Genomic DNA, 14274 nt, shown 5'->3' with positions numbered 1-14274 from the left:
TCGAACCCTCCCTTCTCTGTCAGCCAAGCACCGCCTCGAGGCGGGCTTGTTCGGTTTCAATTGCCTGCCGCGTCGGGCCGGAATGCCACGGCGCGGGGCAGTTCTCGCTGTCGGCGATGCGGCTTTCGGCGAGATACGCCTTGGACAGGTCGCGGATCAGGCGCGCTTCCCATGGCGCGAGCCTGACCCATGTTCCTTCCTGCCAGGCGACGATCTCGCGCCAGCTGAGCGCCACCGCGCCCATGCCCGCCGCCTCGGTGATCCCCATCTCGACCAGCCGGTCGACAATATGGGGCGCCGGGTTCGGCGGCATGGGCGGCGTGATCTTCCGCCGCTTGGCATCCTCCAGCCGGGTCATCGTCGGTTGGGCGGCCTGGCTCTTGCCGCGGGCACTGTCTGGATCCGGCTTCGGCACGCCGTTGAGCCATGCCATCTGCCGGACGTAGAGCTTCAGCTCGTCGCCGAGCTGCCGGTGAACTTTCCCCAGTCACCCACGAACTTCACCACCTGCTCCTTGATCCAGCCGAGGGCGGGGTCGGAATAGACAGCGATGTGCAGCGCGCGGCCCACCAGCGGCGTGCCGTCGGTACTGTCATGGTCGATGTTGCGGAAGTCGGCAGTCAGGTCGGCGAGGTCCTCGGCCGATTCCGCGCGGCGCTGCTCGACGGGGACGTGGGCGACCTTATTGTCGTTGTCCTGCATGCGCTTGATCGTGCGCGCCGACTGGCGCTCCTCGATCTTCGCGAATTCGCCCGAGCCAGGGCCGAACAGATCGATACCGACCGGCGATTTGTCTGCCTCATAGAGGAACGTGCCGTCCGGCCCCTTCAGGTGCAGGAAGGCGGTGGCAGCGACGGCGAGCGTCTTGATCTTCATGGGTATATCCTCGCGGGGGATGGTCGCACCGACCCGTCCCGCCACCCGCGATAGCGGGGCGAGCCGGTACGAAAGGGACGGCGTCGCGGGCGCCGGAACTGGAAAGGGTTAGACCGCGGCGACCTTGATCACGTCGGTGCTGATCTCGATCGACGGATTGGCCATGACCATCGAGTTGGCTGCACCAACCGTCTCGGGATAGCCGAACACACGGCCACCGAAGTACCGGAGCGTTCCATTCGGCAGGGTGACGCGGAAGCTGTAGAGCTTGCTCGTCTTGTCGTCCGCCGCGGTGCGCAGCAGCGTCTGCCCGGCGTCGGCGTCGTCATGCGCCAGCGATGGCGAGAGCGCACCCGAGTTGCTCGGCCCCTTGTACTTCTGCAGCGGCCCGTCGAGCGGCTGGAAGTTCACGACCTCGAAGGTTGCGCCAAAGGGGCCGAGCTGTTCGACCTGTCCGACCGAGGTATAGGCCAGCGCGGCATAGCCGGCAGCGTCGGCGGTGGCGGGGGCGGCGGCAGAGATGGCGAGTTTGGAACCCGCCGCAGTCATGGACGTCATGGAATAATCTCCAGATAGCGTGCCGGCGATGCCGGCGGGTCAGTCCTGTCGCGGGCAGGAAAGGTGGTTCAGGCCGCGGGCGCGTCGGCCTTCGCGGCCTCGGACTTCTTGTCCGTCAGCAGCCCGGCGGCTTCGTAATTGGCGATCTCGCCGGCCTTGCCGGTGACCTCGTCGCCGGCTGCGAACGACCGGCCGGTGCCGACGTCCTTGAAATCACGGGCGGCGTAGAGCTTCTTGGACGTGGACACGGTACGGCTCCTCAGGCTGGCGCGTCGAAGGACACGCGGAAATCTTGCGTCTGCTCGTAGCTGTCGCCCGGGCCGATGCCGTCGGGCCCGGTGCCGGCGGTCAGCACGGCGACGCTCTCGAAGCCGGCGATGCTGCCGGTCTGACCGGCGCAGGCGGCGACGATGAGCCGGATCACAGCGCGCTGATCGCGATAGCTCTTGGCGCGAACGGCGACCGCGACGCGGTCGGTCGTCGGCACCGTCGCGCCGCGGGTCAGCGCCTGCCATTCGAGCGAACTCACGGTGCGCAGCAGGATGGCAGGCAGCGCGACATCGTCGGGCAGCCGCCCGGCCTTGATCGATTCGGCCGGAACGACGGCCGTCAGTGCCTCCGACGCGCGCAGCAGCGCGCCGACGATCGTCACGCCGCTCATTCGTCGTCCTCGGTGTCGGCGGCATCGGGGACGACGGCGCCGCCCTTGATCCGTGCGGTGATGTAAGCCTGCGACGTCGCGATCGCGTCGGCGTGGCGCTTGTCGAGCGCGGGCCGCAGGAACGGAAACTTGTCAGCGCCGGGATGGTGAACCGTGCGGCCCACGCCCTTGCCGTTGATCACCAGCGAGCGCTTCAGATCCTCGCTGCCGGCACGGTTGATGCGCCGCGCCGTCATGCCCTGACGTAGGCTGTCGTCGACCGAGATGAAGTGCGCGGCCGTGCCGTATTCTAACCAGGTCGCGATCGATCGCGCGAAGCCCGGCTTCACCGACACGGTCACGCGCACCTGATCGCCATCGACTCGTGTCCGCGCAGTTACGTTGCGGCTGACATAGTCGCTGCGCGACCCGGCGCGGGCCTCGTCGGCGATCACTGCCCCGCCGGCGCGCCCCGCACCGCGCAGGACCTTTGTCAGCTGTTCCGGCAGGGCGGCAAGGTAACGGCTGACCTCGGCCCGGCCGCGCACCCCGCCCGCCATCAGGCCGCGTTGCCTGCGGACGAGTAATCTTCGACCATGAACTCGACGGCTTCGCGCCGGCCGATCTCAGCCGGGCCAGCGACGATCTGCATGATCCGATCACCGAGCACGAAGCGCATGGCGGCGGTCACGTCGTCGCGGTAGCGCATCCGGACGCGGGCGGGTCGCGCGGCGACATTGAGGCCGTCCGCCAGTCGCTCGCCGCGGCTGGGTAACGCGTCCACGACGCTTGCCCACACAATTGCCACCGGCGCCCATGCGCCCGAACCCGCCCCGTCGATGGCGTCATCCGAGACTGGCCGCTCGATCCGGACCCGGCGGTCCAGAGAGCCGGCAGGAAGGCCCATCAGCAGATCAGCCGGCGAAGGGGAGCGATCAGCCACTCGACCGCGAGTGGCATCTCGTTCGGTGCGGCGTTGCTGGTCACGACCGCCTCCCGATTGCTGTACCAAGCCGCGACGAGCATGAGGATCGACACCGAGACGAGCCTGACATCGTCCCCACCGACAGCCGCAGCGTCACCGACAACAATGCGGCCGGTCCGCTTCTCGATGGCGCGGCGCGCGGCCAAGATCAGGATGCCGAGGTGATCGTCGTCGGCGGTTTCGGTCAGTTCAAGCCGAAGGTGCGTCTTCACCTCGGCAAGCGTGACGGGCTCATCGGTCATCGGCGCACCTCGTCAGCGAATGGTCTCGGGACTTGCCACTTGGTGAAGCCCGGCTCCGAACATGGCAGATCATGCGTCGCGGATCGTGGTCGCGAGGTCGTAGAGATCGGCCTTGATTTCGGTGCCGTCATCCTTGGTCAGCACCAGCTGCAGCGCTCTCGGGTCGGCATAGGCCGCGATCACTGTCGCTGCGGTCGCGCCGTCCTTGCCTGCCGATCCCCGCTCGCCGCGTTCGCCACGGTCGCCACGCTTTCCGCGGCAGGCAGATAGCATCCAGCCTTCGCCGGGGATCGCGCCGGGGCTGTCCACCTTCGCCCGCCACTCCGAACCGTTGAAGCTGACGACGTCCATCGCGCGATAGTCTGCCGTCGGATCGAACAAGCCTCGCGCTTCGCCGGCATAGGCATCCTTGCCGTCGACGCCGTCGCGGCCGTCGGCGCCACGCTCGCCGGGCGGGCCTCGTTCGCCGACCGCACCGTCCCTGCCATCAACACCGTCGCGGCCTGCCGTGCCGTCCAGACCGTCCTTGCCCGGCGCGCCGTCCTTGCCGTCCAATCCATCACGCCCCGGCTCGCCGGCCGCGCCGTCCTTGCCATCAACACCGTCGCGGCCTGCCGTGCCGTCCAGACCGTCCTTGCCCGGTGCGCCGTCCTTGCCGTCCAATCCATCACGCCCCGGCTCGCCTTCGCGGCCGGCCGCGCCGTCAACGCCGTCTTTGCCATCCGCGCCCGGTGCACCATCGGCGCCATCACGCCCCGGCAGGCCGTCCTTACCGTCAATGCCGTCGCGCAGGCTTGCCAGCCGATCGTCGATGGCCCGCACCATTAGCGCGAACGCCTCGCGCTGCTCCGCCATGAACGCGCGATGCTCGGCAGCCCGCAACTGTTCGGCGCTGTCCGCCTTTTCGCGAAGGTCGGCGATGACGCGGCGGATAGCATCGCGGCCACCATCGATGAGCGCACGCAGTTCAGGCTCCATGGAACAGCTCATCGGAAACTGCGCGGGTCCTGGCGGCAACGTATTCGCGTCCGGCATTCTGTTCGGCCTCCGTCGGCTGAGGGGCGATGACCGGCTCCGGGGCGGGGGGCGCCGGAGCGTCAGGCTTCCAGCTGAGCGGGACATCCTGCTGCTGGACGCGCGGCTCGTCGCCGCCCTCGCGATCGCCGAACTCGAAGTCGCGGCGCGCCTCGTTCGAGCCGAAGATGCTGCCCTTGACGCCCGCCGCCCACGCCTCCACGCGCGACTTGAAATCGCTGCGCAGCAGGACGGACGTGTCGAATTCGGTGTATTCGGTCAGGCCGCCGGCCAGGCCGAACAGCCGATCGAAGCCCTGCTCGATGTGGTTGAGGCAGAAACCAAGACCGCTCGCGAGCCACGACGTCATCATGAGTTCGGTCGTCGAGAACTTTTGCTCGCCGATGCCCAGCACCTGAAGCGGCGTGCGATAGGCGAGCGCGACGTTCTGCTCGCTCATCTTCATGATCTCGGCGAAGGCGGTGTCCTTCGCCGGTATCGACATCGGCTCCCACTTCAGACCGTTCGTCAGGATCGGCGTGCCGCCGGCGTTGAGGCCGCGCGATTGCTCGTCCCAGCGCGCGCGGAGCTCGGCGACCTGCTCGCCGGTGAGGTTCGCGCCCGTGTTCAGCGTGCCCGAGGGCCGCGCCTGCCGGTCGAAGAAGGCGATCGCCTGCCGAGCCATCGCATTGGACATGGCAAGGTCCATCATGGCGGCGGTCAGCGGCGTCTCGCCGATCAGCGGATGCCGCGGCGTCTCGAGGTGGACGTGCAGAACGTCGCGCGCGGGCACGCCAACAAGCGCGCCGCTCACCTGCCGCTCGACGACCTCGTTGCCGGCCAGCGCATAGAAGACCTCGCCGCTCGCCGACACGAGCGGAGCACACTGCCCCCACATCAGGTGCAGCTCGACGATCTCGAAGCGCGAGTTCCGGATCGCCAGGGCGTAGGCGTTGCCACGACGGTAGAGCAGCGAGGTCAGGTTGAGGAGAAAGTCGGACGGCGACTGGTAGGCGTTGGGTCGCAAGAGGATACGGGACAGTGCCGAGTTGATGACCCGGTCTCTGCCGCCGTCCGATCGGGAACGCCAATGCGAGCCAAGGCACATGGCCGAGGTCTGGGCGTAAGCGGAAACGCAGGCTTGCACGATTGCCGACCCGCCTGAGCGGTGAAGGTCATAGCCAAGCTGCCAGAAATTGAGGTTGCTGCCGGCTTCGGCCGACAGCGTCCCGCCCGAGACCGGCAGGACATATGGTCCGGGACGATACTCCCCCTCCACGGCCTTGTTTTCGCGCGACGCGACATAGCGCGCCTCCGCTGCCGCAGCGCGCGTGGAGAGGGAGTAACCGTCCACCGGTGTGGCTCAGTTCGCCTTGGTATGGCGCGTCTTGTACGCGCCGGACTTGCCGACGTCGGCATGGTTGCCGAGCTTGGCGGCGTCGAGTTCGGCCTGCGTCGGCGTCGGCGTTTCCTCCGCCGCAGCTTCCGCTTCCGCCACTGCGCGCGCCCGCACGTCGTCGGTCTCGCCCGCGTTGTCGGCAGGCTTGGTCGTTTCGTCAGCCATGATCGTCTCCTTCGGCTGGGTGGTGACCCGCCTCACATCCGAGGCGGGCCGACGGGGTTACCAGGTGACGCCGGTGACGAAGGCCACCATGCCGGCCCGGCGCATGGTCCAGTTCAGGTCCATGATCATCCGCAGGGCCAGACTGTCGGTCTGGAACATCGACCGGATCGGCGCGGCGACGGCGTTCGGCGTGCCGGTCGTCGACAGCGCCTGGGGCGCCGTGTCCTCCATGTGAAGGACCGCCTGATCGCTCACCTCGAAGCGCGGCTCATCGCCCGAAGCAGCGAAGAAGTCCGCGGCATCCACGATCGAGACGACGCCGTTCGGCACCGTCGCCGACTGCGCGACCGGATAGCCGAGCAGCAGGCCGTTGCGCATGTCCGCGGCGAAGGGGAAGTCGCCAGCACCGTTCTGGGTCAGCGAGATCGACAGCGCCTGGACCGGGTTCATAATCCAGACCGGCTGGCGCACATTGCCGCCCGACGACGTGATAAGCGCGCTCACCAGCCCCTTCAGGTCGGAGACGAGCGCGTTGAACCCGCCACCGGTGGCCGGCGTGATGCCGGTAATGCCGTTCCGCAGGCCCGCCGGACGGATCGTCGTGGCGGCATTGGCGTCGAGCAGCACGGTATCGATCGCGACGCCGGTGTCTTCCTGGATCGCGGTGCGAAGCACCTGCTCGATGTCGGGGGTCGACTTTTCCGCGATCTCCCGCGTGAAGGTCGTGATGACCGCCATCTTCTTCGGCGTCAGGGTGGTTGCCGAGAAGCCGGCCTGGCGGACCGGGATCGGCGCGCCCTGGCCGACGAAGGAGCCGGCGATCGACGGCGTCGCCGAACGCGCCGGGATCGAGATGATGCCATTGCGACCGAAAGTGAACCGTCCGCCGAGATCGCGCAGGATCGGATAGACCGACTTCGCGACCAGCGTGTCGATGAAGTCGAGCGTCGCCGTCTGGACGAGCTCGGCCGCCCAGCCGGTCGTGGTCGTGGTCGCCGGCGCCGAGGCGGCCTTCGTGGTGACGTCGAGCATCGCCTTTATGCTGTCGTCTTCGCCGTAGCGGCCCGTCAGCACGTCGATCGCCGCGCGACGCTCGATGTGAGCAAGCACCTGGACGACCGCCGAGCGGATGATGAGGTCCTGCGGCTGGCTCTTCTTCGCCGGGGCAGCGAACGGCCGGCGCGCGTCGGGAGCAGGGTCGTCCTGCTTGACGGTCTTGGTGGCGAGAGCAGTTTCGGCGCGCTTCCGCGATGCGAGCGAGCCTTCGGCCTTCTCGATCTGGTCGGCGAGTTCGCTGGTGACGATCTCGTCGGCGTCATCCGCCTTGATGTGATCGGTCAACGCGTCCTTGAGGCGGACGAGTTCGGCCTGGGCGGCCACGATGCGGTCGGAGAGGGTAGCCATGTTCTGGCCCTTTCGATTGGGTGGGGTGACAATGGCGGGCTCGCCGGACATGCCGCGACGCTCGACGGTGCTGGTCTTCCCGGCGGCCTCGCCAAAGATCAGCCGACGCGTGTCGTCGGAAAGGTTGAGCGACTTGGCGACTGCCAGCGCGTTGGGGTTCGCCGGGATGCTCACCAGCGAGCATTCGACCAGCTCGGCCGCCTTGAAGCGGACGCCGCCCTGCTTCGAACCCTCGATGGGCTCGGCGATCACGGGCCGGAAGCCGACCGAGACGGCCCGCATATGGCCGGCTTCGACGAAGGCACGCATCTTGTCGGTCGTCGGGCACGCGCCGATCGGACCGAAGTCGAGCTCGCCGAGCAGCTTGCCGCCTTCGACCCGAACGTTCGTCCACTTGCCGATCGGCATGTCCGAGTCGTGGTTGAACAGGGCCATCGGGTTGGCCTTGAAGTTGCGCAGGATCCAGCCATTGGGCTCGATCACGTCCCCCATGCGGTCGACGGTGCTGTCGCTCATCACGAACAGCAGCGGGTTGTCGCCGGCGGGCTGCGCCGTCGCCTTCAAGATCGTCTGCATTGCAGTCTCCAGGTCAGCCGATCATTGCCATCGCGTCGAAGGAGCCGACGGCTTCGGGGTTCAAGCTCATGAGCATGGCAGCCGAAAACATGGCTGCGGCGGGATCGATCTTGGCGCTTGGCGACTGCTTCGTGATCGCTACGCCGCTCGCGCCGCGGGCCTCCTGCTTCACGTTGCCGACGCACCACGTCATCAGCGCCGTGCCGCCATGGCGGACCGTCCGGGCGGCGCATTTTCGGGCTAGCCCCTTGATGGCGCTGCTTAGCCGCCATCCTTGCGGGATCGCCTTCAGCATGTTGTCGTCGAAGCCTTGACGGGCCAATTCGTCGACGATCGCCGCGACGCCAGCCGGGTCGAGACCGACTGCCTCCTGCGGCGGAAAAAGACCGGCATCTCGAATGCGCACCAGCACATCGACGACGCCCTGCACGTCCTCCGTCAGATCCGTGACCTCGGCGACCTCGCCGTCCCCTTCGAGGACGGAGGTCAGATCGTCATCGTCCGGCATCTCGCATCGGGTCAACGACCCTTCGGCGACGAGCTCGTCGAGCTTCGACGCGATATCCTGCCGCCGTTTCCAGACGATCGACCATGCCCACGCATGCGCCCACACTAGCCATCGCCGGCTGCCCTTCTCGCGGCCGATCAGGCAGAGGCCGAGCAGATCGTCGAGGCCACCACCGTCGACGGACCCGACGATGACCTCGCTCCGCGCAATCAGGTCATCGAGACTGAGCGCCGGCATCGCGCACTGCGGCCAGTAGGGTGTCCCCGACCAACGGTCGCGCGCCAGCCGCTGTCCGATCTCGACGTTAAGATATTTGGCTAGGACGATCTGGATGGAGTCGTCACCGTCCTCGCCGCGGCCTTCCTTCACCTGCCGCAGCTTGCGAGTGATGAAGGCGACCGACTGCGACCGGCCCATGTTCGGGTTGGTCACGTAGAAGTTTGCCGGATCGAGGTATGCCTCGTCCTCGCGCATCTGCTCTGGCCACTCGTAGAGCATGCCGAAGCTGCGCGGATCGTCGATCGTGCCGTCGCGGACGCCCCGGAAATAGTCCAGCTTGTCCTTGAAGATGCCGCGAGGCGGCTCGTCGCTGTGCGTCGTCAGATAGATGACGAACCCTTCAGGCCGCGACGCCAACCCGCCGGTCGCCTCTTCGAACATCGACTCGGCGTTGGCCTTCTTGCCGAAGAGCCAGAGCTCGTCGACCAGGACGAACCCGGCCTTGCTGCCGCCAACCGTGCCGCTGTCCGCGGCGATCACCTGAAGCTCGGCGCCGGTCTTGCGATGCCTAATCAACTTCTGGTTGTCGATGACTTGCAGGATGGTGAGCAGCTTGCGATCGGCCCGGACCATCGCGGCCGCGGGTCCGAAGCTATTGCCGGCGACCTTCTGCGTCGGCGCCAAGATGCTCAGCGATGCGCCGTGCCGCCAGTTGCGGATGAGCGCGGTCAGCATGATGCCGGCCGCAATCGTCGACTTGCCGTTTTTCTTGCTGATCAGGAGGAGAAATTCCTCGATCAGCCGGTTGCCGCTGTTGGCGTCGTATGCGCCGAAGATCGCCTCGACCAGGTCGAACACGAACGGCTCGCACGCCTCGCCGAACGTCGGCTGGCCGGCCACGTCGACCATCCGCAGCGACTTAAAGACGTCGAGCGCCGCGGCGGCCTCGTCGGGGAATAGCGGCGCGAACGGCACGAGCGAGCGGCGCTCGACGATCCGCTGCTCCCAATCGGGGCAGGCAGTCGTCCAGACCGGCTGCGTCGCCAGCGCCAGCATGTCAGTTCAGCAGTCCCGGCGGGGGAGGCGGCGCTTCATACTGGCCGCGCAGCTCGTCCGCCTCTCGCTGCATCGCAGCCTTCTTGCCGAGCTTCTCCGGCTTCGGCGCGCGCGCGTTCCGCGACACCTGATCTGACAGCACCTCGATCCGGGCCTTCTCCAGCCGCCGTCCCAATTCCTTCTCGGCGGACACGCTTCCGGCCTTCGCCCCTTCGTTGAGGCGGTGAAGCTGGACCATTTCGAACCGGACTGCCGCCGCGTCACGCTGCGCCACCTCGGAAGAATAATGTTTGCGCAGCGTGGGGACCGAGACCCCGATCGCTGTTGCCGCTTCCTTGACCGTCAGGCCGCGCGCGAAGCCCAGCAGCACCTTATTCGAGTTTTCGAGGGTCCGAATATGCTCCGGCCGCCCACGGCCTTCGTGGCGCGGCATAATCGGGTCGCCGAACAGGTCGACCTCCCGAAAATCCGCGTCGGCCAAAAAAAAATCTCCAGATGAGAGGACTAGCGGTCTAGGCGGGCCGCCCGTTCCGGACTTTTCACCCCCCCCCCCCTACCCGTCGCCGAGACGCTCCTCGCGCTGCTTCAGGCTGTCGTGGCACGGCTTGCACAGGCACCACAGGTTACCCTCGGACCAGAACAACGCCTCGTCGCCGCGGTGCGGCTTGCGATGGTCAGCGACCAGCTGCGACGTGTCCGCCTCGACCCGACCGCAGCCCGGCCACTGGCAGGTGAACAAGTCGCGCAGCAGGATCGACATGCGCAGCTTCTGCCAGCGTGCCGTCTTGTACCATTTGCGCCAGCCGCGCTGGTCGCGCTGGCGATCGAACGCCTGCCTGTCCATCGGAACGGACGTCAGTCGGGGGCGGAGGCCGCCGAGGCGCGGGCGCAGGCTGGTCAGCTTGGCCACATGCAACATCCGTAAACGGCGACGGGCGGCGTGACCGAAGCCGCGCCGCCCGTCGAGGTGGGATCAGGAGAGGAAGTCACCGTGTTGCGTCCGAAGGCCCAACCCAGCGTGTCAATAAATAGGCCGATTTCGTCGCATAGGCGAACAGGGAAAATGTTCGATCGAGCAACTTTAGCCCATTGACACGCTGCGGCTAGGATTTCCGCCGCTTTGCGAGGCGCAGATCGCGTTGATGGCACGGGCGTAGCGCATCCGCAGCCCATCGGCACCATGATCGAGCCCCAATCGGGGAAGCATCTCGACCCAGGACACCTCACGCTTACCGCGTGCCAGCTGGACGATGGCGCGGGCGATCAGCTTGCGGTCGCCAGGGTCGACGGCGCTCAGCCACCCGAACGCCTCTTCCATCTCATCGACGTCCGCTCGCGTCATGGCGGCGGCCCGCAGCGGCGCGCTGTCGCCGTCGCCGCCACGCGCGTCATAGTCGCCGGCCCACACATCGCGGCTGATCTCAGGCCATGCCGATCGCAGCGTCTGCCAACCGCGCTCACGGTCAGGGTAGCGCCAACACGTCAGCACCGCCTCGACGAGCCGGTCCTGCACCTCGTCGAACGACAGGTATCTCTCGACAGGAAGGTCCTTCCCATCCCTCCCATCCATGGGAGGAAGATTGGGAGGATAGAATGATGATTTATCAATCACTTAGAGGTCCTTTGGGAGGGTGGGAGGCAGAATGCGGATAGATGGTCGTGTGTGCGCCTGCGCCTGCGCGCTACGGAAAGGGGGTGCGATTTGGCTCCCAAGCTCCCACACCCTCCCAACCCCGCAGAAAACCGCGGTTCCCGGCCGAGTGCGATCCTCCCAAACTTGGGAGCGTGGGAGGATCAAGGTGGAAGGATGTCATCGTCGTCACCCGGAAACGGGGGTGCGGGGGGCGATCCGGTACCGTCTTTGTGCCGTGGCGGCGTGAGGTCGGTCTCGACCGGCCGGCCCTCGCGGACGAAATCGGTGGCGCTGTAGAGCGGCCAGATGTCGCCCCATACCATCGAGCTCGACTTGCGCTTCTTGAAGCTCTTCTTCTCCAGCTGAGTGGCGAGATACTTCGGCGACCAAGGCTTACCGCTTGCGGGAAGCAATTGCGCCCAGGTCTGCCATGCGGCGAACAGCTCGTGGAGCGCGCTCGAACCCAACGTCTCGCCGGGCACGCGTTCTATGCACAGCGCCAGGAACTTGCCGAGGATGTCATTCTCATCGAGGTAAGCTTCGGTCGCTTCCTTGATCGCTTCCGGCATCGGCAAACCTGACGACAGGTATTGCAGGGCGCCGGTGACCATCCGGTTCAGGATGCCGTCCGCTTCCTTCACCAGTTTCGATTTCAGCAGCGGATCCTGATCCTTGTCGGCGATGATGACGCCCCACGGCACCAGCTGCATGCGGCGTCGGATTCCGTGGTCGGTGCCGATCCGCGGCTTGTTGTTGGCGATGATCGTGTTCTTGAACGTGATGATCAGTTCGAACGGCGGCTTCATCAGCTCGCGCACGCCGCCCTTGGGTTCGTCGCTGGTCAGCTCCTTGACCAGGCCGTCGGATAGCTTGGAGCCTTCCTCCGCTTCGTTCGCGTAGACCATGCGTCGGCCGGCGAGGGCAGCGAGGTCGGGCGTTGCGTCCGATCCCTTGCGGGAGCGATCGGCCTCCATGAAGGTGTTGATCGATGCCGACCAGGCATAGTCGCCGAGGATCGCACGCTTCGTGTTGATCCAGACGCCTTTGCCGTTCGATCCCTCGCCGTAGAAGATCGCCATCTTCTGCGCCGACGCGTCGCCCAGCATGTTGTAGCCGGCCCACACGTCGAGGAAGCCGCGCATCTCCTCCATCGGCTGCACCTGCGCGAGGAAGGCGTCGTAGGTCGGGCATTTGGCAGCCGGATCATAGGCGGCCGTTCCGATCTTGGTGATCAGGTCCTTCCGCCGCGGTTCGATCAATCGCACCGTCGCCGGCTGGCCGTTTTCGCCCCGCGCGAAGACGAGGGTGCCGTTGGCCATGTTGACGAGAAGCGGGTCGCCGTCGAAATCGGCCGGTCGTGCCGTGATGCGCGCCTCGGCCATCTTCGGCAGGCTGGCGATATGCCCGGCCCCTTCCGAAGTCCGGCCCCATTTCGAGATCGTCTCGGACAGCAGCACGATCGTGCCGTCACGCTTCACCAGCACGATGCGATCGAGCTTGCCGCGCTGCGCTTCCTCGTGCGCCGTTATCGCGGCCTCGTCGGCGTCCGCCGGCGGATCGGTGGCGATGCCGCTTTCGCGGACGACGGCCGCCTCGTCCTGGATGGCACGAACGGTGTCCTGCACCGCCCGGCCGAGCAGGCTAACCGCCATGTCCCGGTTCCAGCGACGGCCATCCCACGCCAGCCAGCCCCATTGCTCAACGTAGAGGAAATTGCGGCCGTAGCGCCGGAGGAACCGCTGCAGGTTGCCGAGGTCGGTCTGCGGCAAGAACGCGCATTCCCGCGCCAGATCCTCGCCCCCTGCCCCCTTTCCGATCCCACGACCGTCTTCGGCTCCCATTTGGGAGCTTTGCTTCTGATCAGTGTGATCAGGGGGCGGGGGGGAAGAATGGGAGGATGAGGCCGCGGTACCGGGCGGTCTACCCGATGAGGAGCGGCCGCTATCGCGTCCGCGCGTTTGTTGAGCGCCTACGGCGCTGAGATCGCGCGGGCTGGCATTCTCGAACCCATTGTCGATCGCGGCCAGGGCGCCTGCCATGTCACCATTGTTTGGCATGGCGCGGACGATCGCCTCGATGCCGGCGCGGACGACGGACTCCCGCAGCGCGCCCGCCAGCACGAACCCGCCAAGCTTCAGCGCGGCTTGGTAGATACCGTAGTTGCGCCCCCGACCATGCCGGCCGCCACCCTCTGGCGTGCGCTCGAGTTCGGACAGTTCCTCGTCCATCGCCCGCAGCGCGTAACGGCGCTGCGCGTCGTCGACGTCGCCGCGGACCGGCAGCAGCTCGCCGCGCGGCGCGTGCGGCTTGCGCTCCGACGTCGCCTTCGTACGGTCGCGCAGGATGCGTACGAGTTCGGGCGGCGCCGGCAGGACCGCGCTCGGATCGGTCCAGTCCCCATGCAGCCAGCTATAGGCGCCCGGACCCTTCTTGCCGCCCTCGTCGAGATCGCCCAGGCGGACGGACGGCGGAGCGATGATGTAGCCGCCCTGTCCGCGTACATCGATGTGGCGAGGCAGCGCACCGCTGTTCCCGATCGGCTCGCCGTCGGGCATCACGAACCAATGGTGCTCGCCACCAGACGGCGTGAGCGATGCAAGCGTCGGCGGCAGCGGCACGCCCATTTGCGCCAACAGTGCGGCCTTCAGCCGGTCGACAGTCCATTCGTCATATTCGATCTCGCCGGTGTGCGGATCGACGATCTCGTCTTTGCGGGGATCGAAGTCGATGTGCACCAGGCCGCCGGCGCCGCTGTGCAGGCCGATCTGCGCGCGAGGCCATTTGCGCCACCAGGATGCGATCTGGTCGACGTCACACGTCGCCTTGTGCAGGCCGCCCGTGTTCGGGATGGGCTTGCCCTCCCCGTCCCGGTCGCCGCCAACCAGCGGCCGGCCGTTCTTCTCGTTGCACGGGAAGACGGGCCAACCGCGGCGCGCGAATGCTATCGCCGCCTGCCCCATGGGCGAGAGCGACGGGTGATTGCTGGACACTTACTGGAT

17 protein-coding genes are annotated in these 14274 nt (G+C 66.9%); all 17 read right to left on the bottom strand.

All coding sequences use genetic code 11. From position 1 onward, the window contains the following. Nucleotides 1-19 precede the first annotated feature (19 nt). On the bottom strand, nt 20-433 hold the full coding sequence (locus tag LPN01_RS09745) for a hypothetical protein (RefSeq protein ID WP_262828201.1): 414 nt from the start codon (nt 431-433) through the stop codon (nt 20-22). 17 nt (nt 434-450) lie between these two features. After that, complete coding sequence (locus tag LPN01_RS09740) at nt 451-876, bottom strand: hypothetical protein (protein ID WP_262828200.1); 426 nt, start codon at nt 874-876, stop codon at nt 451-453. 108 nt (nt 877-984) lie between these two features. After that, complete coding sequence (locus tag LPN01_RS09735; protein ID WP_262828198.1) at nt 985-1434, bottom strand: hypothetical protein; 450 nt, start codon at nt 1432-1434, stop codon at nt 985-987. Nucleotides 1435-1502: 68 nt separating this feature from the next. Further along, nucleotides 1503-1682 (bottom strand): hypothetical protein, encoded by a 180-nt coding sequence (locus LPN01_RS09730; protein WP_262828197.1) that lies wholly within the window; start codon nt 1680-1682, stop codon nt 1503-1505. An 11-nt stretch (nt 1683-1693) separates the two neighbouring features. Next, nucleotides 1694-2095, bottom strand: a complete 402-nt coding sequence (locus LPN01_RS09725) for a DUF3168 domain-containing protein (protein ID WP_262828196.1) — start codon at nt 2093-2095, stop codon at nt 1694-1696. Then, on the bottom strand, nt 2092-2634 hold the full coding sequence (locus tag LPN01_RS09720) for an HK97 gp10 family phage protein (RefSeq protein WP_262828195.1): 543 nt from the start codon (nt 2632-2634) through the stop codon (nt 2092-2094). The genes LPN01_RS09725 and LPN01_RS09720 overlap by 4 nt, the downstream gene beginning before the upstream one ends. Further along, the gene (locus tag LPN01_RS09715; RefSeq protein ID WP_262828194.1) at nt 2634-2981 is read right to left on the bottom strand and encodes a head-tail adaptor protein; all 348 of its coding nucleotides are present in this window, start codon (nt 2979-2981) and stop codon (nt 2634-2636) included. The genes LPN01_RS09720 and LPN01_RS09715 overlap by 1 nt, the downstream gene beginning before the upstream one ends. Next, on the bottom strand, nt 2981-3301 hold the full coding sequence (locus LPN01_RS09710; RefSeq protein WP_262828193.1) for a head-tail connector protein: 321 nt from the start codon (nt 3299-3301) through the stop codon (nt 2981-2983). Before LPN01_RS09710 ends, LPN01_RS09715 begins: the two co-directional genes overlap by 1 nt. Before the next feature lie 69 nt (nt 3302-3370). Further along, entirely contained in the window at nt 3371-4279 is a 909-nt protein-coding gene (locus tag LPN01_RS09705) for a hypothetical protein (RefSeq protein WP_262828192.1), read from the bottom strand. Further along, nucleotides 4269-5669 carry a phage portal protein gene (locus LPN01_RS09700; RefSeq protein WP_262828191.1) on the bottom strand — a complete coding sequence of 467 codons (1401 nt, stop codon included), beginning with the start codon at nt 5667-5669 and terminating at the stop codon, nt 4269-4271. The genes LPN01_RS09705 and LPN01_RS09700 overlap by 11 nt, the downstream gene beginning before the upstream one ends. 9 nt (nt 5670-5678) lie before the next feature. Next, nucleotides 5679-5879 (bottom strand): hypothetical protein, encoded by a 201-nt coding sequence (locus LPN01_RS09695; protein ID WP_262828190.1) that lies wholly within the window; start codon nt 5877-5879, stop codon nt 5679-5681. A gap of 57 nt (nt 5880-5936) precedes the next feature. Next, nucleotides 5937-7859 (bottom strand): phage major capsid protein, encoded by a 1923-nt coding sequence (locus LPN01_RS09690; protein ID WP_262828189.1) that lies wholly within the window; start codon nt 7857-7859, stop codon nt 5937-5939. Nucleotides 7860-7872: 13 nt separating this feature from the next. Next, nucleotides 7873-9642 (bottom strand): terminase large subunit, encoded by a 1770-nt coding sequence (locus tag LPN01_RS09685; RefSeq protein ID WP_262828187.1) that lies wholly within the window; start codon nt 9640-9642, stop codon nt 7873-7875. Between the two features lies 1 nt (nt 9643). Further along, nucleotides 9644-10123 (bottom strand): hypothetical protein, encoded by a 480-nt coding sequence (locus tag LPN01_RS09680; RefSeq protein ID WP_262828185.1) that lies wholly within the window; start codon nt 10121-10123, stop codon nt 9644-9646. A gap of 72 nt (nt 10124-10195) precedes the next feature. After that, nucleotides 10196-10552, bottom strand: coding sequence for an HNH endonuclease (locus LPN01_RS09675; protein ID WP_262828184.1), 357 nt, complete (start codon nt 10550-10552; stop codon nt 10196-10198). A 171-nt stretch (nt 10553-10723) separates the two neighbouring features. Next, nucleotides 10724-11254 (bottom strand): DUF6362 family protein, encoded by a 531-nt coding sequence (locus LPN01_RS09670; protein WP_262828183.1) that lies wholly within the window; start codon nt 11252-11254, stop codon nt 10724-10726. A 182-nt stretch (nt 11255-11436) separates the two neighbouring features. Continuing rightward, nucleotides 11437-14265 (bottom strand): phage/plasmid primase, P4 family, encoded by a 2829-nt coding sequence (locus tag LPN01_RS09665; protein ID WP_262828182.1) that lies wholly within the window; start codon nt 14263-14265, stop codon nt 11437-11439. Between the last annotated feature and the right edge of the window lie 9 nt (nt 14266-14274).

Origin of the sequence: Sphingomonas sp. A2-49, assembly GCF_025548555.1 — a bacterium.
Classification (GTDB): Bacteria; Pseudomonadota; Alphaproteobacteria; order Sphingomonadales; family Sphingomonadaceae; genus Sphingomonas.
The sequence above is the reverse complement of the archived record's forward strand: the minus strand, read 5'-3'. Positions and strand labels throughout refer to the sequence as shown.

What these genes read in the sequence shown, in the direction of transcription:
- LPN01_RS09745 (WP_262828201.1), bottom strand. Translation starts at nt 433, where the DNA reads ATGGCATGGCTCAACGGCGTGCCGAAGCCGGATCCAGACAGTGCCCGC.
- LPN01_RS09740 (WP_262828200.1), bottom strand. Translation starts at nt 876, where the DNA reads ATGAAGATCAAGACGCTCGCCGTCGCTGCCACCGCCTTCCTGCACCTG.
- LPN01_RS09735 (WP_262828198.1), bottom strand. Translation starts at nt 1,434, where the DNA reads ATGACGTCCATGACTGCGGCGGGTTCCAAACTCGCCATCTCTGCCGCC.
- LPN01_RS09725 (WP_262828196.1), bottom strand. Translation starts at nt 2,095, where the DNA reads ATGAGCGGCGTGACGATCGTCGGCGCGCTGCTGCGCGCGTCGGAGGCA.
- LPN01_RS09720 (WP_262828195.1), bottom strand. Translation starts at nt 2,634, where the DNA reads ATGGCGGGCGGGGTGCGCGGCCGGGCCGAGGTCAGCCGTTACCTTGCC.
- LPN01_RS09715 (WP_262828194.1), bottom strand. Translation starts at nt 2,981, where the DNA reads ATGGGCCTTCCTGCCGGCTCTCTGGACCGCCGGGTCCGGATCGAGCGG.
- LPN01_RS09710 (WP_262828193.1), bottom strand. Translation starts at nt 3,301, where the DNA reads ATGACCGATGAGCCCGTCACGCTTGCCGAGGTGAAGACGCACCTTCGG.
- LPN01_RS09705 (WP_262828192.1), bottom strand. Translation starts at nt 4,279, where the DNA reads ATGGAGCCTGAACTGCGTGCGCTCATCGATGGTGGCCGCGATGCTATC.
- LPN01_RS09695 (WP_262828190.1), bottom strand. Translation starts at nt 5,879, where the DNA reads ATGGCTGACGAAACGACCAAGCCTGCCGACAACGCGGGCGAGACCGAC.
- LPN01_RS09690 (WP_262828189.1), bottom strand. Translation starts at nt 7,859, where the DNA reads ATGCAGACGATCTTGAAGGCGACGGCGCAGCCCGCCGGCGACAACCCG.
- LPN01_RS09685 (WP_262828187.1), bottom strand. Translation starts at nt 9,642, where the DNA reads ATGCTGGCGCTGGCGACGCAGCCGGTCTGGACGACTGCCTGCCCCGAT.